Source organism: Metapseudomonas otitidis (assembly GCF_011397855.1).
Lineage (GTDB): Bacteria > Pseudomonadota > Gammaproteobacteria > Pseudomonadales > Pseudomonadaceae > Metapseudomonas > Metapseudomonas otitidis.
In genome coordinates, this window is the sequence record NZ_AP022642.1 from 4,553,671 (window position 1) to 4,569,798 (window position 16,128).

Consider the following 16,128-nt stretch of genomic DNA (forward strand, 5'->3'; position numbering starts at 1 on the left):
CCCTCCCCTGCCCGCCCACAAAAAAGCCGCCTTGCCCATCAGGGCAAGGCGGCTTCGTGGTGCGGCCAAGCCAGCGGTCAGGCTGCCAGGCGAACGGCCTCCAGCAACGCTGGCAGCGGCAGCGCATGGGCGCCGCCGATGCTCAGGGTCACCTGCTGGCCGGCGGCCCCGGCGTAACGCTGCAGGGCTTCCGGCGTCAGCTGTGCGCCGTTGAACGCGGCGTCGAAGCGCTTCTGGTCGCCCGCCACCTCGAAGGCGGCCAGCAGGCTGGGCTCGGCCACCTCCTGGGCCGTGTTCACCGCCACGGCGGTGCTCACCCCGGCCGCTTCCAGCGCCAGGGCCAGGTTCACTTCCGCCTGCAGGGCGCCGTTGAATTCCACCGACAGCTGGCGGGTGTTGCCGGTGGCACCGATGCAGGCCAGCAGGCTGGCACTGTCCAGGGACTCGGCAGTGTTCACCCGCACCAGGGTGTTGGTGCCGGCGCCCGCCACCACGCTCGCCAGGTCGGTCTCGCCGGCCTGCGCGCCGTTGAACACCAGGCTCAGGTGGCGGCCGTTGCCTGCGGCGCCCAGCGTGTCGCGCAGCTCGTCCGCCGTCAGGGCCTGGGCACCACCGATGACGATGCCGGTGCTCGCCCCGGCCGCCTCGACCGCCTGCAGCAGGTGCGCGGCCGGTTGCGTGCCGCTGAGCTCCACGGCGAGGTTGCGCCCGTCGCCGGCCGCTTCCAGGGCCGCCAGCAGCGCTTCCGGGGCCAGCGACTGGGCGGCACCGATGCCGATGTCGACCCGCTCACCCGCCACGCCCAGCGCGGCCAGCAGCGCTTCTGCGCTGGCGCGGCCGCCGGTGAAGGTGGCGCGGACCTGGCGACCATCACCGGCCGCCGCCAGGGTCGAGCGCAGTGCAGCGGGGTTCACCGCCTGGGCGGCGTTGATCTCCACCGCCGTGTGCGGGCCGGCGAAGCTCACCGCCTGCTGGAGGTTGCGCGTCTCGGCGCGGGCCCCATCGAAACCGAGCACCAGGCGGCGGTCGCTGCCGGCGGCGCTCACCACCGACAGCAGCGCCCCCGCATCCAGGCCGTGGGCGGCCCCGTAGTGCACGGTGGTGTTTTCACCAGCGGCCAGGAGCACCTGGCGCAGGGTATTGATCGCGACAGAACCGTCGAAGTGCAGAACGAGTTTCATGACTGACTCCCGAAAATTCCAACGCCTCAGGGCAGCGGCTACCCTCCCAGAGTCGGCTGCATCGGGCAATCGGGACCCAGTGAAGGGCGCGGGCGAAAGGTCGGAAAGCCCGGTCCGAAAGGGGCCCCGGGGCTATTCGAGGACCATCCAGTCGATGACACCCACCTCGTCGTTGGCCGGCATCTTCAGCACCTGGCCGTCGCTGCGCCGCTGCAGGATCGAGCGACCGGCGCCCTGCTTCAGGCCGTCCGCCTCGCGGACCGCCACGGCCCGGTCGGTAGGGCTGAACAGCGACAGGCCATCCCCCTCGTGACGCACGCGGGTGCCCACCGGGTAGTGCCAGCCACCCAGCACCAGCGGCCGGGCCAGCTCGCCCTCCCAGAACACCGGCTCGCGCCGGGCATCCAGTTCCAGCACCAGGGACAGCCAGTGCAGGCCATCGAACGGCAGGTCGGCGGGGCCGTCGTTGCGCAGCACCCAGTGCTCGCCCAGCTGCCGCAGCGTCGTGCCGGTCGGCCAGTCGATACCCTGCACGGAATGGCCGGGGGTCAGCGGGCAGCTCTCGAAGTGCCAGCCGGCGGGCTTCAGGCGGTCCTCCTGGGTGCGACGGAACTCCACCCACTCCCCGGCGGCGCAGGGCCACCCGTCCACCTGGCCTTCGCGGGCCAGGCGCACGCGGCTGGAGTCATAGCCGGTCGGCAAGTCGAGGGCGTCCACCTGCAAGCCGAGCAGTGCCATGGGCGCGGGCAGCTCGGCCTCCTTCAGGCTCTCCAGCCCGTGGGGCTGGGGCTGGTCCTGCCAGTCCAGCGGATCGAGGGTTTCCAGCTTGACCTGGCTGCCCGCCGGGAAGGTCAGGTCGCCCAGGGTCAGCGGCTGCTCCAGGCGCGGGTTGAGCGCCGCCTCGCGGGCGGCGAATTCCGCCGCGAACTCGCGCTCCTGCAGCCACAACGCGCCCATGAGCCCCACCGGCACCAGCATCACCAGCGTCAGCAGGCCGTAGCGCCAGGGACGCGCCAGCACATGCCGACGCGAGCGCGGCCAGCACAGGGAGGCCGCCAGGGCCAGCAGCACGGGCACGGCCAGCACGCCGAGCAGGTAGATCAGCCCGATGATCAGAAACACGGTGGGGTTGGGAACGGGGATCATCGACGCACCTCGGCAATGGCAGGCGCCCATGCTCGCAGAAAGCCCGGCGAATCCAATATCCAGGCTTTGCCGTTCGCGAGCCCGATCACATCAGGCGAAACTGGTGGAGCTGGTCTATACACAAAGCCGGCATCACAAGCGTTCAACGCCGGAGAGCATAAACGGATGACGATGACGCGCTCGGAAGAAGGGATTCTGTTTGCTTGGGCATTGGCTGCCGCTGCGGGAAAGGCGGTCGCGATCTACCTGGACCATACCGGCGTCAAAGCAGCAGCAGTGGACACCGCCACCACCAGTTTCGAGGCTCGTTCCGCACTGGTGAACCTGCTGCGCCATGGTCTGCCAGGTCGCAACGGCATGGTCTGCATGAGCGAGGAACCCAGCGAACTGGACCAGGGCATCTTCCAGATGAACGCTGCTCAGGGCGGGCTGCACTGGGCTACGGCAAGCTCGCTTTACAAGGGCAGCGTCAACAACTTCACCTGGACAGCCGCCACCGTTCAGCCGGGAGGCCTTGGCGACTGGCTAAGGGTGGCAGCACCACAACGCAGCAACTACGCCAAGCGTTGGTGCGCACGCAACCGCCTGGACAAGCAACCGCTCATCCCACCGCAAACCTCCAATGAAGTCTCGAACCTGCTCGGCAGGGTTCTGCGCGACGCACCCTTTCCACGGCTGCGCATGCCAGAGATGTCAGAGATACCCGGCTACCACGTCACCCCGCTCTCCGAAGCCATTCTTATGAGCCTGGCCTATGGCATCGTGCGACTATCCTGGAGCGACGAAGCCATCAGCAACATGGGGCACAAGACTCCTAGCAATCCACAGGGCGGACACAACATCGCCTGCGTCATCGTGGACGGTAAAGGCAGGATCATCGGCTGGGGGCGCAACCATAATGCCACCAACGCTACTCTGCACGGCGAAGTCATGGCCATCCTCAACTATCAACTGCTCGACGGTGGCCCTCTGCCGGAAGGCAGCCGGATCTACACCACCCTCAAACCCTGCTACATGTGCGCCGGCACCCTGGTCACCGCAGCTCCCGGTTGCACGGTGGTCAGCGGCCAGGACGACGTGAACATCGTCAACAGTGCACTGGACCGCCAAGTCAATCGCTGCCGTAGTGAAGTGCGCGCCCACGAGAACACCGGGATCAAGCTGCTGGCCATCCAGGGCAATCGATCCACTACTGGCAGCCTCGCCACCGCCGCAGCGCAGGAACTGATGGAGGATGCCCTGTTCGAGTTCTTCTACATCGGTTTCAACCTGAGAGCCGACTGCTGGGAGAGCCAGCTCTGGGAGCAAGGCATGGAGTTGTTGCGTAGCATCAGCCCGCATGTCGATACCCTGCGCTTCTACATGCTCAAGGGATTGAGCAATCTGCCGCCGAGCAACGGCCCGCTCTATCCGAAGCGCTAAAGCCTGCCAGCCCGGTAGATCGCAGGGGCACGATCCACCGGGCAGGCTCGCCGGCCGCTTACTTGGCCGGGCTGATGTCGCCCTGTTCGAGGCGCGCCTGGCTGCTGGCCAGGGCGTTGGCGAGGGTGCTCAGGCGGGTGTCCGGCAGGGAGCCGGGCAGCGGGTCGACACCGGCGCTGACGAACACCTGGTTGTAGGCGTTGCGCAGGTCGGCGTAGGCCAGGTCGCGCTTGAGCTGGGCCTGCAGGGTGTTCAGCTCGCCCTGGATCAGCTCCAGCTCGCCGATGCTCTGGGTGCTGTAGCGGTTGCGCAGCTGCTCGGCGATCTGCCCGTCCAGGTCGGCCAGTTGCTGGCTGGTCTGGAACTGCCGGCGGGCCTCGGCGTAGTTGGCGCTGGCCACGTAGAGCTGCGCGAGGATGGCCATGGACATGGCCTGGCGACGGGCCACGGTGACGTCCTGGCCGGCCTTGGCCACGTCGATGGCCGCCGGGGCGGAGAGCACGTTGAACAGGTTCCAGGTGACCTTCACGCCGTAGTCGGCCCAGCTCTGGTTCACCAGGAAGCTGTTGCTGTCGTAGTGGCCGCCGGCGGAGAACTCCAGGCCGGGCAGCAGGCGCAGCATGGCCTTGCGGGTCTCGGCGGCGCTGATGCGCGCCTGGTAGTCCTGCTCACGCAGTTCCGGGCGGCTGGCCAGGGCCTGCTGCTCCAGCTGGGCGAAGTTCACCTTCAGCTCGGGCACCGCGTAGTCGTTGCTGGCGGCCAGCTGGAAGTCGGTGTTCAGCGGCAGGTTGATCAGCGCGGCCAGCTCGGTCTTGGCCAGGGACAGCGCGCGGCGCTGCTCTTCCAGCTGGCGGGTGGCCTCGATCAGCGCGCGCTGGTAGCTCAGCGCCTGCACCGGGTCGCCGATGCGCTGGGTGCTGAGGTTGCGGCTGTCATCGCGGGCCTTGTCGACGCGGGCCATGAGGCTGTCGATCTGCTTGAGCAGGCGCTCGGCGGCCACGGCCCGCCAGTAGGCGGAGCGTACGTCCTGGGTGATGGTGTGGATGACCTTGCGACGGCGCTCCTCGACGATCAGGCGCTGGTCGGCCTGCTGCTTGGCGCTCATGTAGCTGACGCCGAAGTCGAGCACGTTCCACACCATGGTCAGGTCCGCCACGCCACGGTCGCGGTCCTGAGAGGTGGACGGTTCCAGGGACTGGGAACCGGTCTCGATGCTGCGGCTGCTGGAGGCGCTGACGTTGTTGCGCCCGGCGTAGCCAGCGGACAGCGCCATGCGCGGCAGCATGTCGAAGGTGGCCAGGTCCAGCTGACGCTCGGCCAGGGCGTGCTCCATCACCTTGAGGCGCGCCTCGAGGTTGTACTTGATGGCGCGGGCCATGGCTTCGTTCAGGGTCAGGGGCCCGCTGAGGGGCTCCTGGTCCTTGAACATGCTGGAGAGGTCCGCCCGCGCGCGGGCCTCGCTCTCGCTGCGGTCGATGGGCTGGGTGGTCACGGCACACCCGCTGATGGCCAAGGCCAGTAGGCTGGCAGTGAAGAGCTTGTAGGTCTGGTTCATGCTGGCGGCCGCCCCCTGGTACGGCACGGTGATTCCCTTTCTTGTCATGTCAGCCACGGGTGGTGGCCCCCGCCACCTGCCCGAGGGCCTGGGCCAACTCGCGCACCGGGCGCAGGTCGGCTTCCTTCATGGCGTGCAGTTGCTGGCCGAGAGTGGGGGCGCCGGTCAGGCCCCGCCCGTTCTTGCCGGTGTCGCCACCGCGCCACTGCTTGCCGTCGAATACCTTCAGTTGCATGTCCTGCTGCGGCACATCCTTGCCGAACATGCTGGAGAAGCTGCTGCTGCCGAACACGCCGCCGTCGCCCCCGCCGAAGCCGAGGAAGCCGTTGGCGCCGCCGTCACTGGCGGAGCTGTCGCTGCTGGCGAAGACCTGAGCGATGTAGCTGGGCGCCAGGGCGTTCGGGTTGATGAAGATGTTGCCCACGGTGGGCACCCCGCTGCCCAGGGTCGGCTGCTCGAACAGCGGCGGCGGCAGCAACGGCGAGGTGGTGCTGGAGGGCGGCACGCTGGGCACGTTGGGCTGGATCGGTGCGGTCGGCGTGGTCGGCACGCTGGGCGTCGGGTTGGCACGGAACTCGGGGTCGCCCTCGACCCCGCCAAGCACGTAGCCCACGGTGGCGAAGTTGTTCGCCATGGCATTGCCGACGGTATCGGTGATGCCGCTGCCGGCGGCCGCAAGGGACAGCCCCAGGGTGCCCTGGCCGGTGACACCGCTGACGGTGACGCGGTAGGTGCGCGCATCCACCTGTACCAGCGACAGCAGGGTGCCGCTGGCGCTGCCGCTGGTGGCCAGGGCGAAGTCGGCCAGGTCGACGCCGCTGACGTCCTCGCTGAAGGTCACGGTGAAGCTGAGGGTGGTGTCGCGGGTCGGCGAGGTGCCATCGATGGCGATGTTGGTGACCTGCGGCGCAGCAGTATCCACCAGCACGCCGGCGGTGGAGCCCACGTTGTTGAGCACGGTCTGTGCGTTGTTGCCGGCGGCATCGCGCAGGGTCGCGCCGTTGGCATCGAGGCTGGCGCCAACGGCGATGCCGTTGCTGTCCTGCTGGCCGCTGGCGACGGTGAGGCGGAACACCAGGGCGGTGCCGCCCGAACCGCTGACATAGTTGGCGTAGACGGTACCGCCGGTGTCCAGGGTGATCGCCAGGCGCGGCGTGCCGCCGGTGGTGTCGACGGTCACGGCCTCATCGAAGTTCACCGTGAAGTCGAGGGTGTTGCCGGCCACGTAGGTGCCGTTGGCCGGCACGCTGACGGAGGTGACGGCCGGGGCACGGCTGTCGATGGCGTAGTTGTTGGAGTCGGTGGTGCCGGTGCCGGTGTTGCCGGCGGCGTCGGTGTAGCCGGTGTTGTCCAGGGTGATCAGGTTGGTCGGGTCGGTGACGTTGGCGCTGGGCGTCAGGGTCGCTGTCCAGGTGATGCCGCCGTCGGCGGAACTGAGCCCGCTCAGGCTGCCGTTGGCCACGCTGAAGTCCGCCGTGGTCAGCCCGCTCACCGCCTCGCTGAAGGTGATGGTGACGGTGGTGCCCTGCCCGGCCTTCAGTGCCGTGTCGGTGACCACGATGGTGGCCGTCGGGCGCTGGGTGTCGATGGCGTAGTTGTTGGAGTCGGTGGTACCGCTGCCGGCGTTGCCGGCGACATCGGTGTAGCCGGTGTTGTCCAGGGTGATCAGGTTGGTGGGGTCGGTGATGTTGTTGCTGGGCGTCAGAGTCGCCGTCCAGGTGATGCCGCCGTCGTTGGAGCTGAGGCCGCTCAGGGTGCCGTTGGCGACGCTGAAGTCCGCCGTTGTCAGCCCGGTCACGGCCTCGTTGAAGGTGATGGTGACGGTGGTGGTCTGCCCAGCCTTCAGCGCGCTATCGGTGACCACGATGGTGGCCGTCGGGCGCTGGGTGTCGATGGCGTAGTTGACCGAATCGGTGGTGCCGGTTCCGGTGTTGCCGGCAGCGTCGATATAACCCGTGTTGTCGAGGGTGATGACGTTGGTGGCATCGCTGACATTGGCACTCGGCGTGAAGGTTGCTGTCCAGGTCAGGCCACCATTACTGGTACTGAGCCCGCTCAAGCTGCCGTTGGCCACGCTGAAGTCGGCAATGTCCAGGCCTGTCACGGCCCGGTTGAAGCTGATGGTCACCGTGGTGGTTTCACCGATGGACAAAGCCGTATCAGCCACCGTGATCGTGGCCGTCGGACGCACGCTGTCGATGGCGTAGTTGTTGGAGTCAGTGGTGCCGGTGCCGGTGTTGCCGGCGGCATCGGTGTAGCCGGTGTTGTCCAGGGTGATCAGGTTGGTCGGGTCGGTGACGTTGGCGCTGGGCGTCAGGGTCGCCGTCCAGGTGATGCCGCCGTCGGCGGAGCTGAGCCCGCTCAGGCTGCCGTTGGCCACGCTGAAGTCCGCCGTGGTCAGCCCGCTCACCGCCTCGCTGAAGGTGATGGTGACGGTGGTGCCCTGCCCGGCCTTCAGCGCGGTGTCGGTGACCACGATGGTGGCGGTCGGGCGCTGGGTGTCGATGGCGTAGTTGGTGGAGTCGGTGGTGCCGCTGCCGGCGTTGCCGGCGACATCGGTGTAGCCGGTGTTGTCCAGGGTGATCAGGTTGGTGGGGTCGGTGATGTTGTTGCTGGGCGTCAGGGTCGCCGTCCAGGTGACGCCACCGTCGTTGGAGCTGAGGCCGCTCAGGGTGCCGTTGGCGACGCTGAAGTCCGCCGTGGTCAGCCCGGTCACCGCCTCGTTGAAGGTGATGGTGACCGTGGTGGTCTGCCCGGCTTTCAGCACGGCGTCGGTGACCACGATGGTGGCCGTCGGACGCTGCGTGTCGATGGCGTAGTTGACCGAATCGGTGGTGCCACTGCCGATGTTGCCCACCTGGTCCATCACCCCGGTGTTGTCGAGGGTGATGACATTGGTGGCGTCGGCGATGTTGGCGCTGGGGGTGAAGGTCGCCGTCCAGGTCAGGCCGCCATCGCTGCTGCTGAGCCCACTCAGGCTGCCGTTGGCCACGCTGAAGTCGGCAATGTCCAGGCCGGTGACCCGCTCGTTGAAGGTCACGGTGACGGTGGCGGTCTCGCCGATGCGCAAGGCCGTGTCGCTGAGGGTGATGCTGGTGGCCGCCGGGCGCACGCCGTCCACCACCAAGGCCTTGTTGGCACCCAGGGAGCCGGCGGCGCCGGGGGTCGGCAGGGTGAGGATGGCGTTCTGGTTGGCGCCGTCCTTGATGGTGCCGCCGTTCAGACTCAGGGCCGAGCTGGAGGCGTAGTCGAGGTCGGCGGAGCTGTCGCCGGCCTGCACGGTGTAGCTGAAGGTCAGGGTGTCGGTGCCCGAGCCGGACACGTAGTTGAGCACCCGGTCGGTGGCACCGGTCTCCAGGGTCAGGGTCGGGGTGCCGGTCACGTTCACCGCGCTGTCGAAGCGCACGGTGACGGTGATGACGTCGCCGATCTTGTAGGTGCCGTTGGCGGTGCTGGACGAGACGCTGGTGACGGTCGGGGCAATGGGCGCGGTCAGGGTCAGGTCATTGCCGCTGCCGCCGATGTAGCTGGTGGTCAGCTCGGTGCCATTGCCGGCCGCGTTGAACTTGCTGCCCTCGGTGACGCCGCTGAAGGTGCCGGTCACGGCATCGGCGGCATCGTTGACGATCACCGTGTAGCTGTCGCCGCTGCCGGCCGCGTAGCCGTGGGTGACCGCCAGGGCAGCGCCGGAGACATCGACGGCGCCGTTGACCACCACCCGGTCGTAGCCGGTGCCGGCGGTGGCGCCGTTGATGTCCAGAGCCAGGGTGCTGCCCGAGGCCAGGGTCAGGTTGCCGTTGACGGTCAGGGTGGCAACGCCCGTGCCGCCCGGGGACAGGGTCCCGCCACTCTGCACGGTGACATCGCCGCCCAGGGTGCCGCTGCCGGCCAGGGTCGCACCGCTGGCCACGGTGGTGGCGCTGTTGGTGCTGCCGTCGACCACCAGGGTGCCCGCCGCCACAGTGGTGGCGCCGCTGTTGGTGTTGCTGCCCGAGAGGGTCAGGTTGCTGGCGCCGGTCTTGGTCAGGCTGCCGGTGCCGCTGATGGTGCCGGACAGGGTGGCGGCCGCGCCGGCATTGACGGTGACCAGGCCGGTGAGCGCCAGGGCGTTGTCGATGGTGGTGTTGCCGGTGATCTGCAGGGTGGTGCCGTTGGCCAGGTTGAGCGCACCGGCGCCCAGGTTGGCGTCGCTGGCGACGCTCAGGGTGCCGGCGTTGATGCTGGTGCTGCCGGTGAAGGTGTTGCTGCCGGTCAGCGTGAGGGTGCTGGCACCGGACTTGGTCAGGCTGTTGCTGCCGCTGATCACCCCGGACAGGGTAGTGTCGGCGCCGGTGTTGACCGTGGCGCTGCCGCTGAGGGCGATGGCGTTGTCGATGGTGGTGGCGCTGGTCACCGCCAGGGTCGAGCCGGAGGCCAGGGTAACGGTGCCGTTGCCCAGGTTGCTGTCGCTGGCGACGCTGAGGGTGCCGGCGCTCACGGTGGTGGCACCGTAGGTGTTACTGCCGGACAGGGTCAGGGTGTTGACTCCCGACTTGGTCAGGGTGAAGGCACCGCTGATCACCCCGGACAGGGTGGCGTTGGCCGCTGCGCTGACCGTGGCATTGCCGCCGAGAACGATGGCGTTGTCGATGGTGGTGGCGCTGGACACCAACAGGGTGCTGCCGGCGGCCAGGTTCACCGCCCCCGAGCCCAGGTTGCCGTCGCTGCTCACGCTCAGGGTGCCGGCGCTCACGGTGGTGGCGCCGTAGCTATTGCTGCCGGACAGGGTCAGGGTGCCGCTGCCGGTCTTCGTCAGGTCGTAGGCACCGCTGATGGCACCACTGAGGGTGACGGCGTTGCTGTTGCCGATGCTGCTGTTGCCGGTCAGGACGATGGCGTTGTTGATGGTGGTGGCGCCGGAGACGTCGAGCACGGTTCCACCCGCCAGGATGACCGTGTCGCCGCCCAGGTTGCCGTCACCGGCGATCGACAGGGTGCCGGCGGAGACGGTGGTGGTGCCACCGTAGGTATTGCTGCCGGACAGGGTCAGGGTGCCGCTGCCCTGCTTGACCAGCGAGCCGGTGCCGGAAATCACCCCGAGCACCGAGGTGGTGGTGTTGTCGCCCCCGGCAGTAAGCGTGTAGCTGCCCAGCTGGATGCTGGCATTGGCGTTGTTGCTTGCCAGGCTGCCGATGGTCTGATTCGAGAGCAGCGTCAGGACGCTGTTGCCGTTGACCCGCACGACGTTGTTGTCGGCCATGGAGGCGTCGCCATTGAGCTTCAGCCAGGCGTAGTTGGCCAGCAGGGTGGCGCCGGTGTAGGTGTTGGTGCCGGAAAGCGTGGTCGAGTAGGTGGCGGAACCGCTCTGACTGAAAACCACTCCACCGGTGCCGCTGATGGAGCCGGAGAAGGTGGTATCCGCCGTCTGGGTGCTGGTGAGACTGAAACTGCCGAGCGTCACCGAGCCGGCGCCGGAGAGGTTGCCGATCGCCTCGTTGCCAGCCAGGGCCAGGGTGGCGCCTGCGGCGACGGACACGCTGCTGTTGGAGGAGATCGCATCCCCACCGCTCACCGTCAGGGTGCCAGCGCTGATGGTGGTGGCACCGGAGAACGCATTGGCGGCGCCGGAGAGGGTCAGGTTGCCGGCCCCGGCCTTGGTCAGGGCGCCGCTGCCGGTAATGATGCTGGCGATGGTCGCGGTGTCGCCGGCGCCATGGGTGAAGGTCTGGGTGGTGCCAGCGCCCAGGGTGATGGTGCCGCCGGTGAGGATCAGGCCGCTGGCCTGGTCCATGTCGAGGGTCAGGCTTTCGTTGATCGACACGGCGTTGAGGTTCAGCGTCTGGCCGGCCAGGTTGCTGGCGAAAATGATGGTCTGGGTGCCGGTGCTGTCGGCCGCGGCGATGGCCACGGCCTCGCTGAAGCTGGTGCCGTTGCTGGGGTCGATGGTCGCGGTGTCGGTAGCGTTGGTGACGTAGATGAAGTCGCTGGCCACGGTGACGTTTGCGGTGGCACTGCCGCCGGCACCGTCATTGACGGTGACCTTGACGTTGGCATCGCCGGCCGGCGTATCGCTGCGGTAGGTGATGCGCTGCGCCACGTCGTTGACCAGCGCCGTGGTGGCGGTGGTGGCGCTGCTGGTGAAGGTGATGGTCAGCACGCCGCCGGTGTTGGTGAAGGTGGCGAAGGTCAGCCCGCCCGCCTGCAGGTTGCTGCCGCTGACGGTGAACAGTGCACCGGAGGTGTCGAAGCCCAGCACATCGCTGCTCACCGCCGTGCCGTTGCGCTGGATGACGAGGCTGGCCCCGGACCAGTTGCCGTTGCCGCTGTTCAGCGCGCCCAGCTCGGCATCGGCCAGGCTGGCGTTGCTGCCCACGTCGAGGCGCACGGTATTGCCCACGCCGCCCCAGGCGACGCTGTCACCGTTGAGGTTGCCGATAGTGGGCGCGGCGTTGGGGTTGTAGTTGGTATCGGTGATGCCGCCATTGGTGGTGTAGAGGGTCGAGGTGGAATCACCGTCGGCGCCGTTGACGTTCGTGCCGCCGGCCGCCTTGCCACCCAGGCCACCTGCGCCGATGTTGCCGTTGGTCAGGGTATTGAAGCTGGTGCTGTCCATGCGCACGGTGCCGCCGGCGTTCCAGATGGCACCGACCCCGGCACCGCCCGCCCCACCATTGCCGACCCTGTTGCCAGGCCCCGTGGCCGCATCGCTGGAAACACCGCCACCGCCACCACCACCTGCCCCCAGGTTGTTGGTGAGGCTGCTGTTGACGATGGTCAGGATGCCGCTGCTGGCGTTGAAGATACCCCCCGCAGCGGCGCCCCCCTTGCCGCCGACGGCGGCAACACCGCCGCCGCCGCCGCCACCGCCAATGCTGGTGGTGCCGTTGTTGGCCGACCCACCTCCACCCCCTGCGGTGTAACCGGAGGTGCTGTTGCCGTCACCGCTGTAGCTGCCCCCAGCGCCGCCGGCCGCACCGCCGCCACGCCCCCCGAAGCTACTGGTACCGCCCGCGCCATTGCCGCCGCTGATGCCGGAAGCGGGCGTGGCCGAGACCCCGGCGCCAGCACTGCTGCCGCCGGAGCCGCCGGGGGTCGTTCCAAAACCGCCGCCGCCGCCGCCGCCACCGCCGTAGTAGCCACCGGAGTCGCCACCGCCGCCGCCGCCACCGGACGCCTTGTTGCCGGTAATGGTGCTGTTGGTGATGGTCAGTACGCCGGCGTTGTAGATACCGGCACCCACGCTATCGGGTGCGGCCGAGTTCTCGTTGCCACCGTTGCCGACGATCAGGCCATTGCGGATGGTGATGTTGTCCAGCGCGACCTTGGAGTTGGCGCCGCTGGTGTTCACGTCCAGTATCCGAGCCTTGTTGGCCCCGTCGATGGCGAAGCCACCGCCGACGATCTGCAGGGTGTGGCCGTCGGTGACATGGATGGAAATGGTGTCGTTGAAGCCGGTGAAGGTGATGTTGCCGGTGAGGGTGATCACGTCGTCGGCGTTATCGGCAACGCCCGTGGTGATGGCGCTCTTCAACTGGGCCAGGGTGCTCACCGAGGTGGTCACCAGCAGGTGGTCGTAACTGCCCAGGCGCGACAGGTTCAGGGCATTGCTGGCGGCGATCTGGCCGGTGGTAACCTCCAGGTCCCAGTCACCGCCCTTGGCGTTGCCGCCGGTGTTGTCGTCGGATGCGGCGATGTCCGCACCGGTCATGTCCGCCAGCTTGGAGACGAAGGCATGGCCTTCGCTGCCCGCCCCCACTTCGCAGCCGTAAAGGAGGATGTCGCCCTCGGCGGTCAGCGCCTTGCCGATGGTGGAGAGCTGGGACGCGTACTGCGCGAGGTTGCCCTCGAACAACGGGCCGTTGCCCAGCAGCAGCACCCCGGAATCGCCGTGGGAAATGATGTGGATGGCATCGATGCCGGTGCGCCCGGCCAGGGCGTCGGCGATCTGCTGCACGCCGTCCTTGTTGGTGGACAGCAGCACCACCTCGGCATTGGGCGAGACGGCCTTGAGCAGCTCCTGGTAGTTCGGCGCGCGGGTATCGACGAAGACGATTTCCTTGCGCACGCCGCTCTGCCCATCGGTCACCGGACTGGCCTGCAGGTCCTGGGTACCTTGGTGGGTATCGGTGGTGCTCGCGTGGCTGCTGTCGCGGGCGCCGGTGTCATGGGCCGCATCGGCCGTGGGAGCGGCTGTTGCCGTCGCGGCGGCGGTATCGGCGACGGTGGCCGCCACCGCGCCGTCGAACATCATGCGCGGCTCCAGCGCACTGATCAGCGGCAACGGGCATGCCAGCGGCGCAGCCTCCGCACCCTTGGCCTTGCCGTTGCGACCTGCCTTCTTCGAAAGACCCCAGCCCATGACTTCTACCTCCTCATTCCGACGCCCGCCTTGGCAGGTGCTCAGTTGCGTTCGTGTTCCAGGGCCCGGGCGTCCCGGGAGGTCCTGATCACATGGGCCTCGCTGTTGCGCGAGTCCTTCCAGAAATCCAGTTGTGCGTATTGCTCGAACAGGTCCGGCGGCAGCAGGGTGCGCCGCGCCGCCACTTCAACCTTGGGCCGCACCTTGTGCAGACCGCGCAGGCCCAGGGCCTGGTCGAACTCCGGAGCGTCGTACTCGACGTGCTCGAAGTCGTGCGGGTACCAGGGCTCATCGAGGAATTCGTAGACCAGTTGCAGCACCCGCTCGGGCGTGGCCACCAGCAGGTCGTAGTCCACCAGCAGCAGGGAGCGGGCGTGCTCGCCGTAATAGGCATCCTTGAGCGCCGACCAGGCCAGGCCCACCAGGCGGTTGCGCTGGGCCAGGGTCTCGACCCGGCTGTAGACGGTGTTGCGTTCGCTGTCGTCGTTGAACAGCTTGGTGATCTCGTACGGGTTGGCGCGGTAGAGCCGCTCGATGCTGTCCATCACCCAGGCGACGTTGCGCACGCAGGCGATCACCTTGGCCTGGGGGAACAGGTCCAGCAGGGCCGGCAGTCGCGCGCACCACAGGCGGTTGGTGTCGAAGATCACCTCATGCCCGCTCTGGTCCGCGTAGTAACTGCTGAACAGGCCGGCCAGCAGGCGCTTGCGCTGCTCCTGGGTCACCACCGGGCCGAACTCGCTGTCGGCGCCGAACTGCTTGAGCAGGCCCGAGAAGAAGCTGCCCACCGGGCTGGTCATGCCGGCGTGAAAGCGCGGGTTCTGCCGCAGCAGCGCCGCCAGCAGCGTGGACCCCGAGCGTGGCAGCCCCGAGATGAAGTGATAGGTGGGTGATGGATGGGCCATGGTCTGCGTGTACGTCTGCCTGTCAGTGATACGGGGCCGGAGAGCCACCGGTGCCGCAAGGCACCGGCGGGTCGAGTGCCTCAGTTGCGCGAGGGGAAGATGCCGTCCAGCGCGATGATGAAGTTGATCCCGATGTAGGGGTTGCGGATGGCCACCGGCTGGCTGCCGCCGGCGATCTGCACCGTCACGCTCACGGTGCTGGGGTTGGTCAGCGGGACCGGGGTCGACATCGCGCTCGACCAGATCGCCGCTGCCGAAGGCGAGCCGCCGACGGAGCCACCCAGTACGGAGTTGGTCGCACTCGGAACCAGTGCCGGGTTGGTCGGTGTGCCAGCGGCGGAGATCGTGCTGGTGCCGGACGCGAGGTGGGTGTGCATGGGCATCTGGGTCTGCAGCAGGGTCACGTTCTCCGCCCCGCCGAGCTCACCCAGGTCGATGAGCGACAGGCCGGGCCCCTGGGACTGGCCGACCGGCGAGCGGCCACGCAGGTCCGGCAGGCCATAGGTGGTCTGGCCATTGCCGCCGTAGGTGGTGCCCAGCAGGGAAAACAGTGCTGTGTTCTGCGCAATCGCCATGCTCTGCCCCATGCAGAACGCATAGCCACGGGGTGCGAAGTTGCCGCCGAACATCTTGATCTCACCGATGAAAGGATCCACGTGTTGACTCTCCTCTGGCTCTGGTTTCGCGCAACCGGAATCCCGGTCGCACATGCATGCTCGTTGTTGTAGTTATGCCGGCCGATCCGTATGGAACACGGCCTGGAGTACATGGCGCCCATCCTCGACGGGCTGGCCGGGGGTCAGCAGCAGCGCCCAGCCCTCCTCGCCGGGCGGCCCCAGGCGGTACACGTCCTGGGGCAGGCTGCACTGCGGCGGCAGTACGAAGTGGGCGTGGTAGCAGTGGTGGCGAGGGGTCATGGCGATGCCCTCCTCGACACCGAGCAGCTCGACGGGCAACACCTGTTCCGGCGAGAGCCAGAGGTGAAAGGACTGGCCAACGGCCTCGGAGAGCAGCGCGTAGGACGGCATGGGGTACATGGACGGGCTCCTCAGGACGGCATGGCCGGGCGCAGCGCCGGTTCGGCGGCGGCCTGATGGCCGCGGGGGTGGCGGCGCAACTTCAGGTACACACCGTTCTCTCCCACCACCTCGAAGCCATGGCGGAAGTAGAGGCGCTGGGCCGGGTTGTAGGACTCGACATGCAGCCCCGCACTGAGGCCCTCGCGGTCGGCCCGTTCGAGGAAGCGGCCCAGCAGCTCACCGCCAATGCCGCGGCCACAGGCCTCGGGCAACAGCGCCAGGTCGATGATCTGCAGGTGGGTGTCGGTCCACAGCAGGTAGGCGCGACCGATGGGCTGGCCGGACGCCTCGATGACGTATTGCTCGGCGTCGGCGTAGTGCGCCTGGTAATAGCTGCGCTGGGCCTGGAACTGCTGGTCGACGAAACGCTCGCGAGCGGCCTGGTCCCAGGGGGTGTGCTCCAGTTCGTGGGCACGGGTGGTGCCGTAGAGCATCCGCAGGAAGGTGCGGTCTGCTTCGGTTGCCAAGCGGAGGTTCAAGGTGTGGAGAGACATACGGCGTG

At 68.1% G+C, this 16,128-nt stretch carries 9 protein-coding genes; 1 reads left to right on the plus strand and 8 read right to left on the minus strand.

The features are described from left to right. Positions 1-77: 77 nt before the first annotated feature. Positions 78-1,181 carry a hypothetical protein gene (locus PotMrB4_RS20995; protein ID WP_044411516.1) on the minus strand — a complete coding sequence of 368 codons (1,104 nt, stop codon included), beginning with the start codon at positions 1,179-1,181 and terminating at the stop codon, positions 78-80. A gap of 132 nt (positions 1,182-1,313) precedes the next feature. Beyond that, positions 1,314-2,327 (minus strand): hypothetical protein, encoded by a 1,014-nt coding sequence (locus tag PotMrB4_RS21000; RefSeq protein WP_172434392.1) that lies wholly within the window; start codon positions 2,325-2,327, stop codon positions 1,314-1,316. A gap of 165 nt (positions 2,328-2,492) precedes the next feature. Between PotMrB4_RS21000 and PotMrB4_RS21005 the strand changes: the two genes are divergently transcribed. Continuing rightward, positions 2,493-3,749: a nucleoside deaminase gene (locus PotMrB4_RS21005; RefSeq protein ID WP_172434393.1), complete on the plus strand. Its 1,257-nt coding sequence runs from the start codon at positions 2,493-2,495 to the stop codon at positions 3,747-3,749. A 58-nt stretch (positions 3,750-3,807) separates the two neighbouring features. Here PotMrB4_RS21005 and PotMrB4_RS21010 read toward each other — a convergent pair whose 3' ends face one another. From PotMrB4_RS21010 to PotMrB4_RS21035, 6 genes are all read right to left on the minus strand, one after another. Further along, positions 3,808-5,304 carry a TolC family protein gene (locus tag PotMrB4_RS21010; RefSeq protein WP_044411647.1) on the minus strand — a complete coding sequence of 499 codons (1,497 nt, stop codon included), beginning with the start codon at positions 5,302-5,304 and terminating at the stop codon, positions 3,808-3,810. Positions 5,305-5,353: 49 nt separating this feature from the next. Beyond that, positions 5,354-13,642, minus strand: a complete 8,289-nt coding sequence (locus tag PotMrB4_RS21015; protein ID WP_269473690.1) for an Ig-like domain-containing protein — start codon at positions 13,640-13,642, stop codon at positions 5,354-5,356. Between the two features lie 41 nt (positions 13,643-13,683). Next, positions 13,684-14,547, minus strand: coding sequence for a sulfotransferase (locus PotMrB4_RS21020; RefSeq protein ID WP_172434394.1), 864 nt, complete (start codon positions 14,545-14,547; stop codon positions 13,684-13,686). An 80-nt stretch (positions 14,548-14,627) separates the two neighbouring features. Continuing rightward, positions 14,628-15,203, minus strand: a complete 576-nt coding sequence (locus PotMrB4_RS21025; protein ID WP_232060748.1) for a phage tail protein — start codon at positions 15,201-15,203, stop codon at positions 14,628-14,630. A 72-nt stretch (positions 15,204-15,275) separates the two neighbouring features. Continuing rightward, positions 15,276-15,584 carry a DUF6916 family protein gene (locus tag PotMrB4_RS21030; RefSeq protein WP_052807580.1) on the minus strand — a complete coding sequence of 103 codons (309 nt, stop codon included), beginning with the start codon at positions 15,582-15,584 and terminating at the stop codon, positions 15,276-15,278. 11 nt (positions 15,585-15,595) lie between these two features. Beyond that, entirely contained in the window at positions 15,596-16,093 is a 498-nt protein-coding gene (locus PotMrB4_RS21035; RefSeq protein WP_232060749.1) for a GNAT family N-acetyltransferase, read from the minus strand. Positions 16,094-16,128: the final 35 nt, after the last annotated feature.

Bases quoted from the DNA above. Each gene is read 5' to 3' on its own strand.
- PotMrB4_RS21000 (WP_172434392.1), bottom strand. From the start codon at position 2,327: ATGATCCCCGTTCCCAACCCCACCGTGTTTCTGATCATCGGGCTGATC.
- PotMrB4_RS21020 (WP_172434394.1), bottom strand. From the start codon at position 14,547: ATGGCCCATCCATCACCCACCTATCACTTCATCTCGGGGCTGCCACGC.
- PotMrB4_RS21030 (WP_052807580.1), bottom strand. From the start codon at position 15,584: ATGTACCCCATGCCGTCCTACGCGCTGCTCTCCGAGGCCGTTGGCCAG.
- PotMrB4_RS21010 (WP_044411647.1), bottom strand. From the start codon at position 5,304: ATGAACCAGACCTACAAGCTCTTCACTGCCAGCCTACTGGCCTTGGCC.
- PotMrB4_RS20995 (WP_044411516.1), bottom strand. From the start codon at position 1,181: ATGAAACTCGTTCTGCACTTCGACGGTTCTGTCGCGATCAATACCCTG.
- PotMrB4_RS21005 (WP_172434393.1), top strand. From the start codon at position 2,493: ATGACGATGACGCGCTCGGAAGAAGGGATTCTGTTTGCTTGGGCATTG.
- PotMrB4_RS21015 (WP_269473690.1), bottom strand. From the start codon at position 13,642: ATGGGCTGGGGTCTTTCGAAGAAGGCAGGTCGCAACGGCAAGGCCAAG.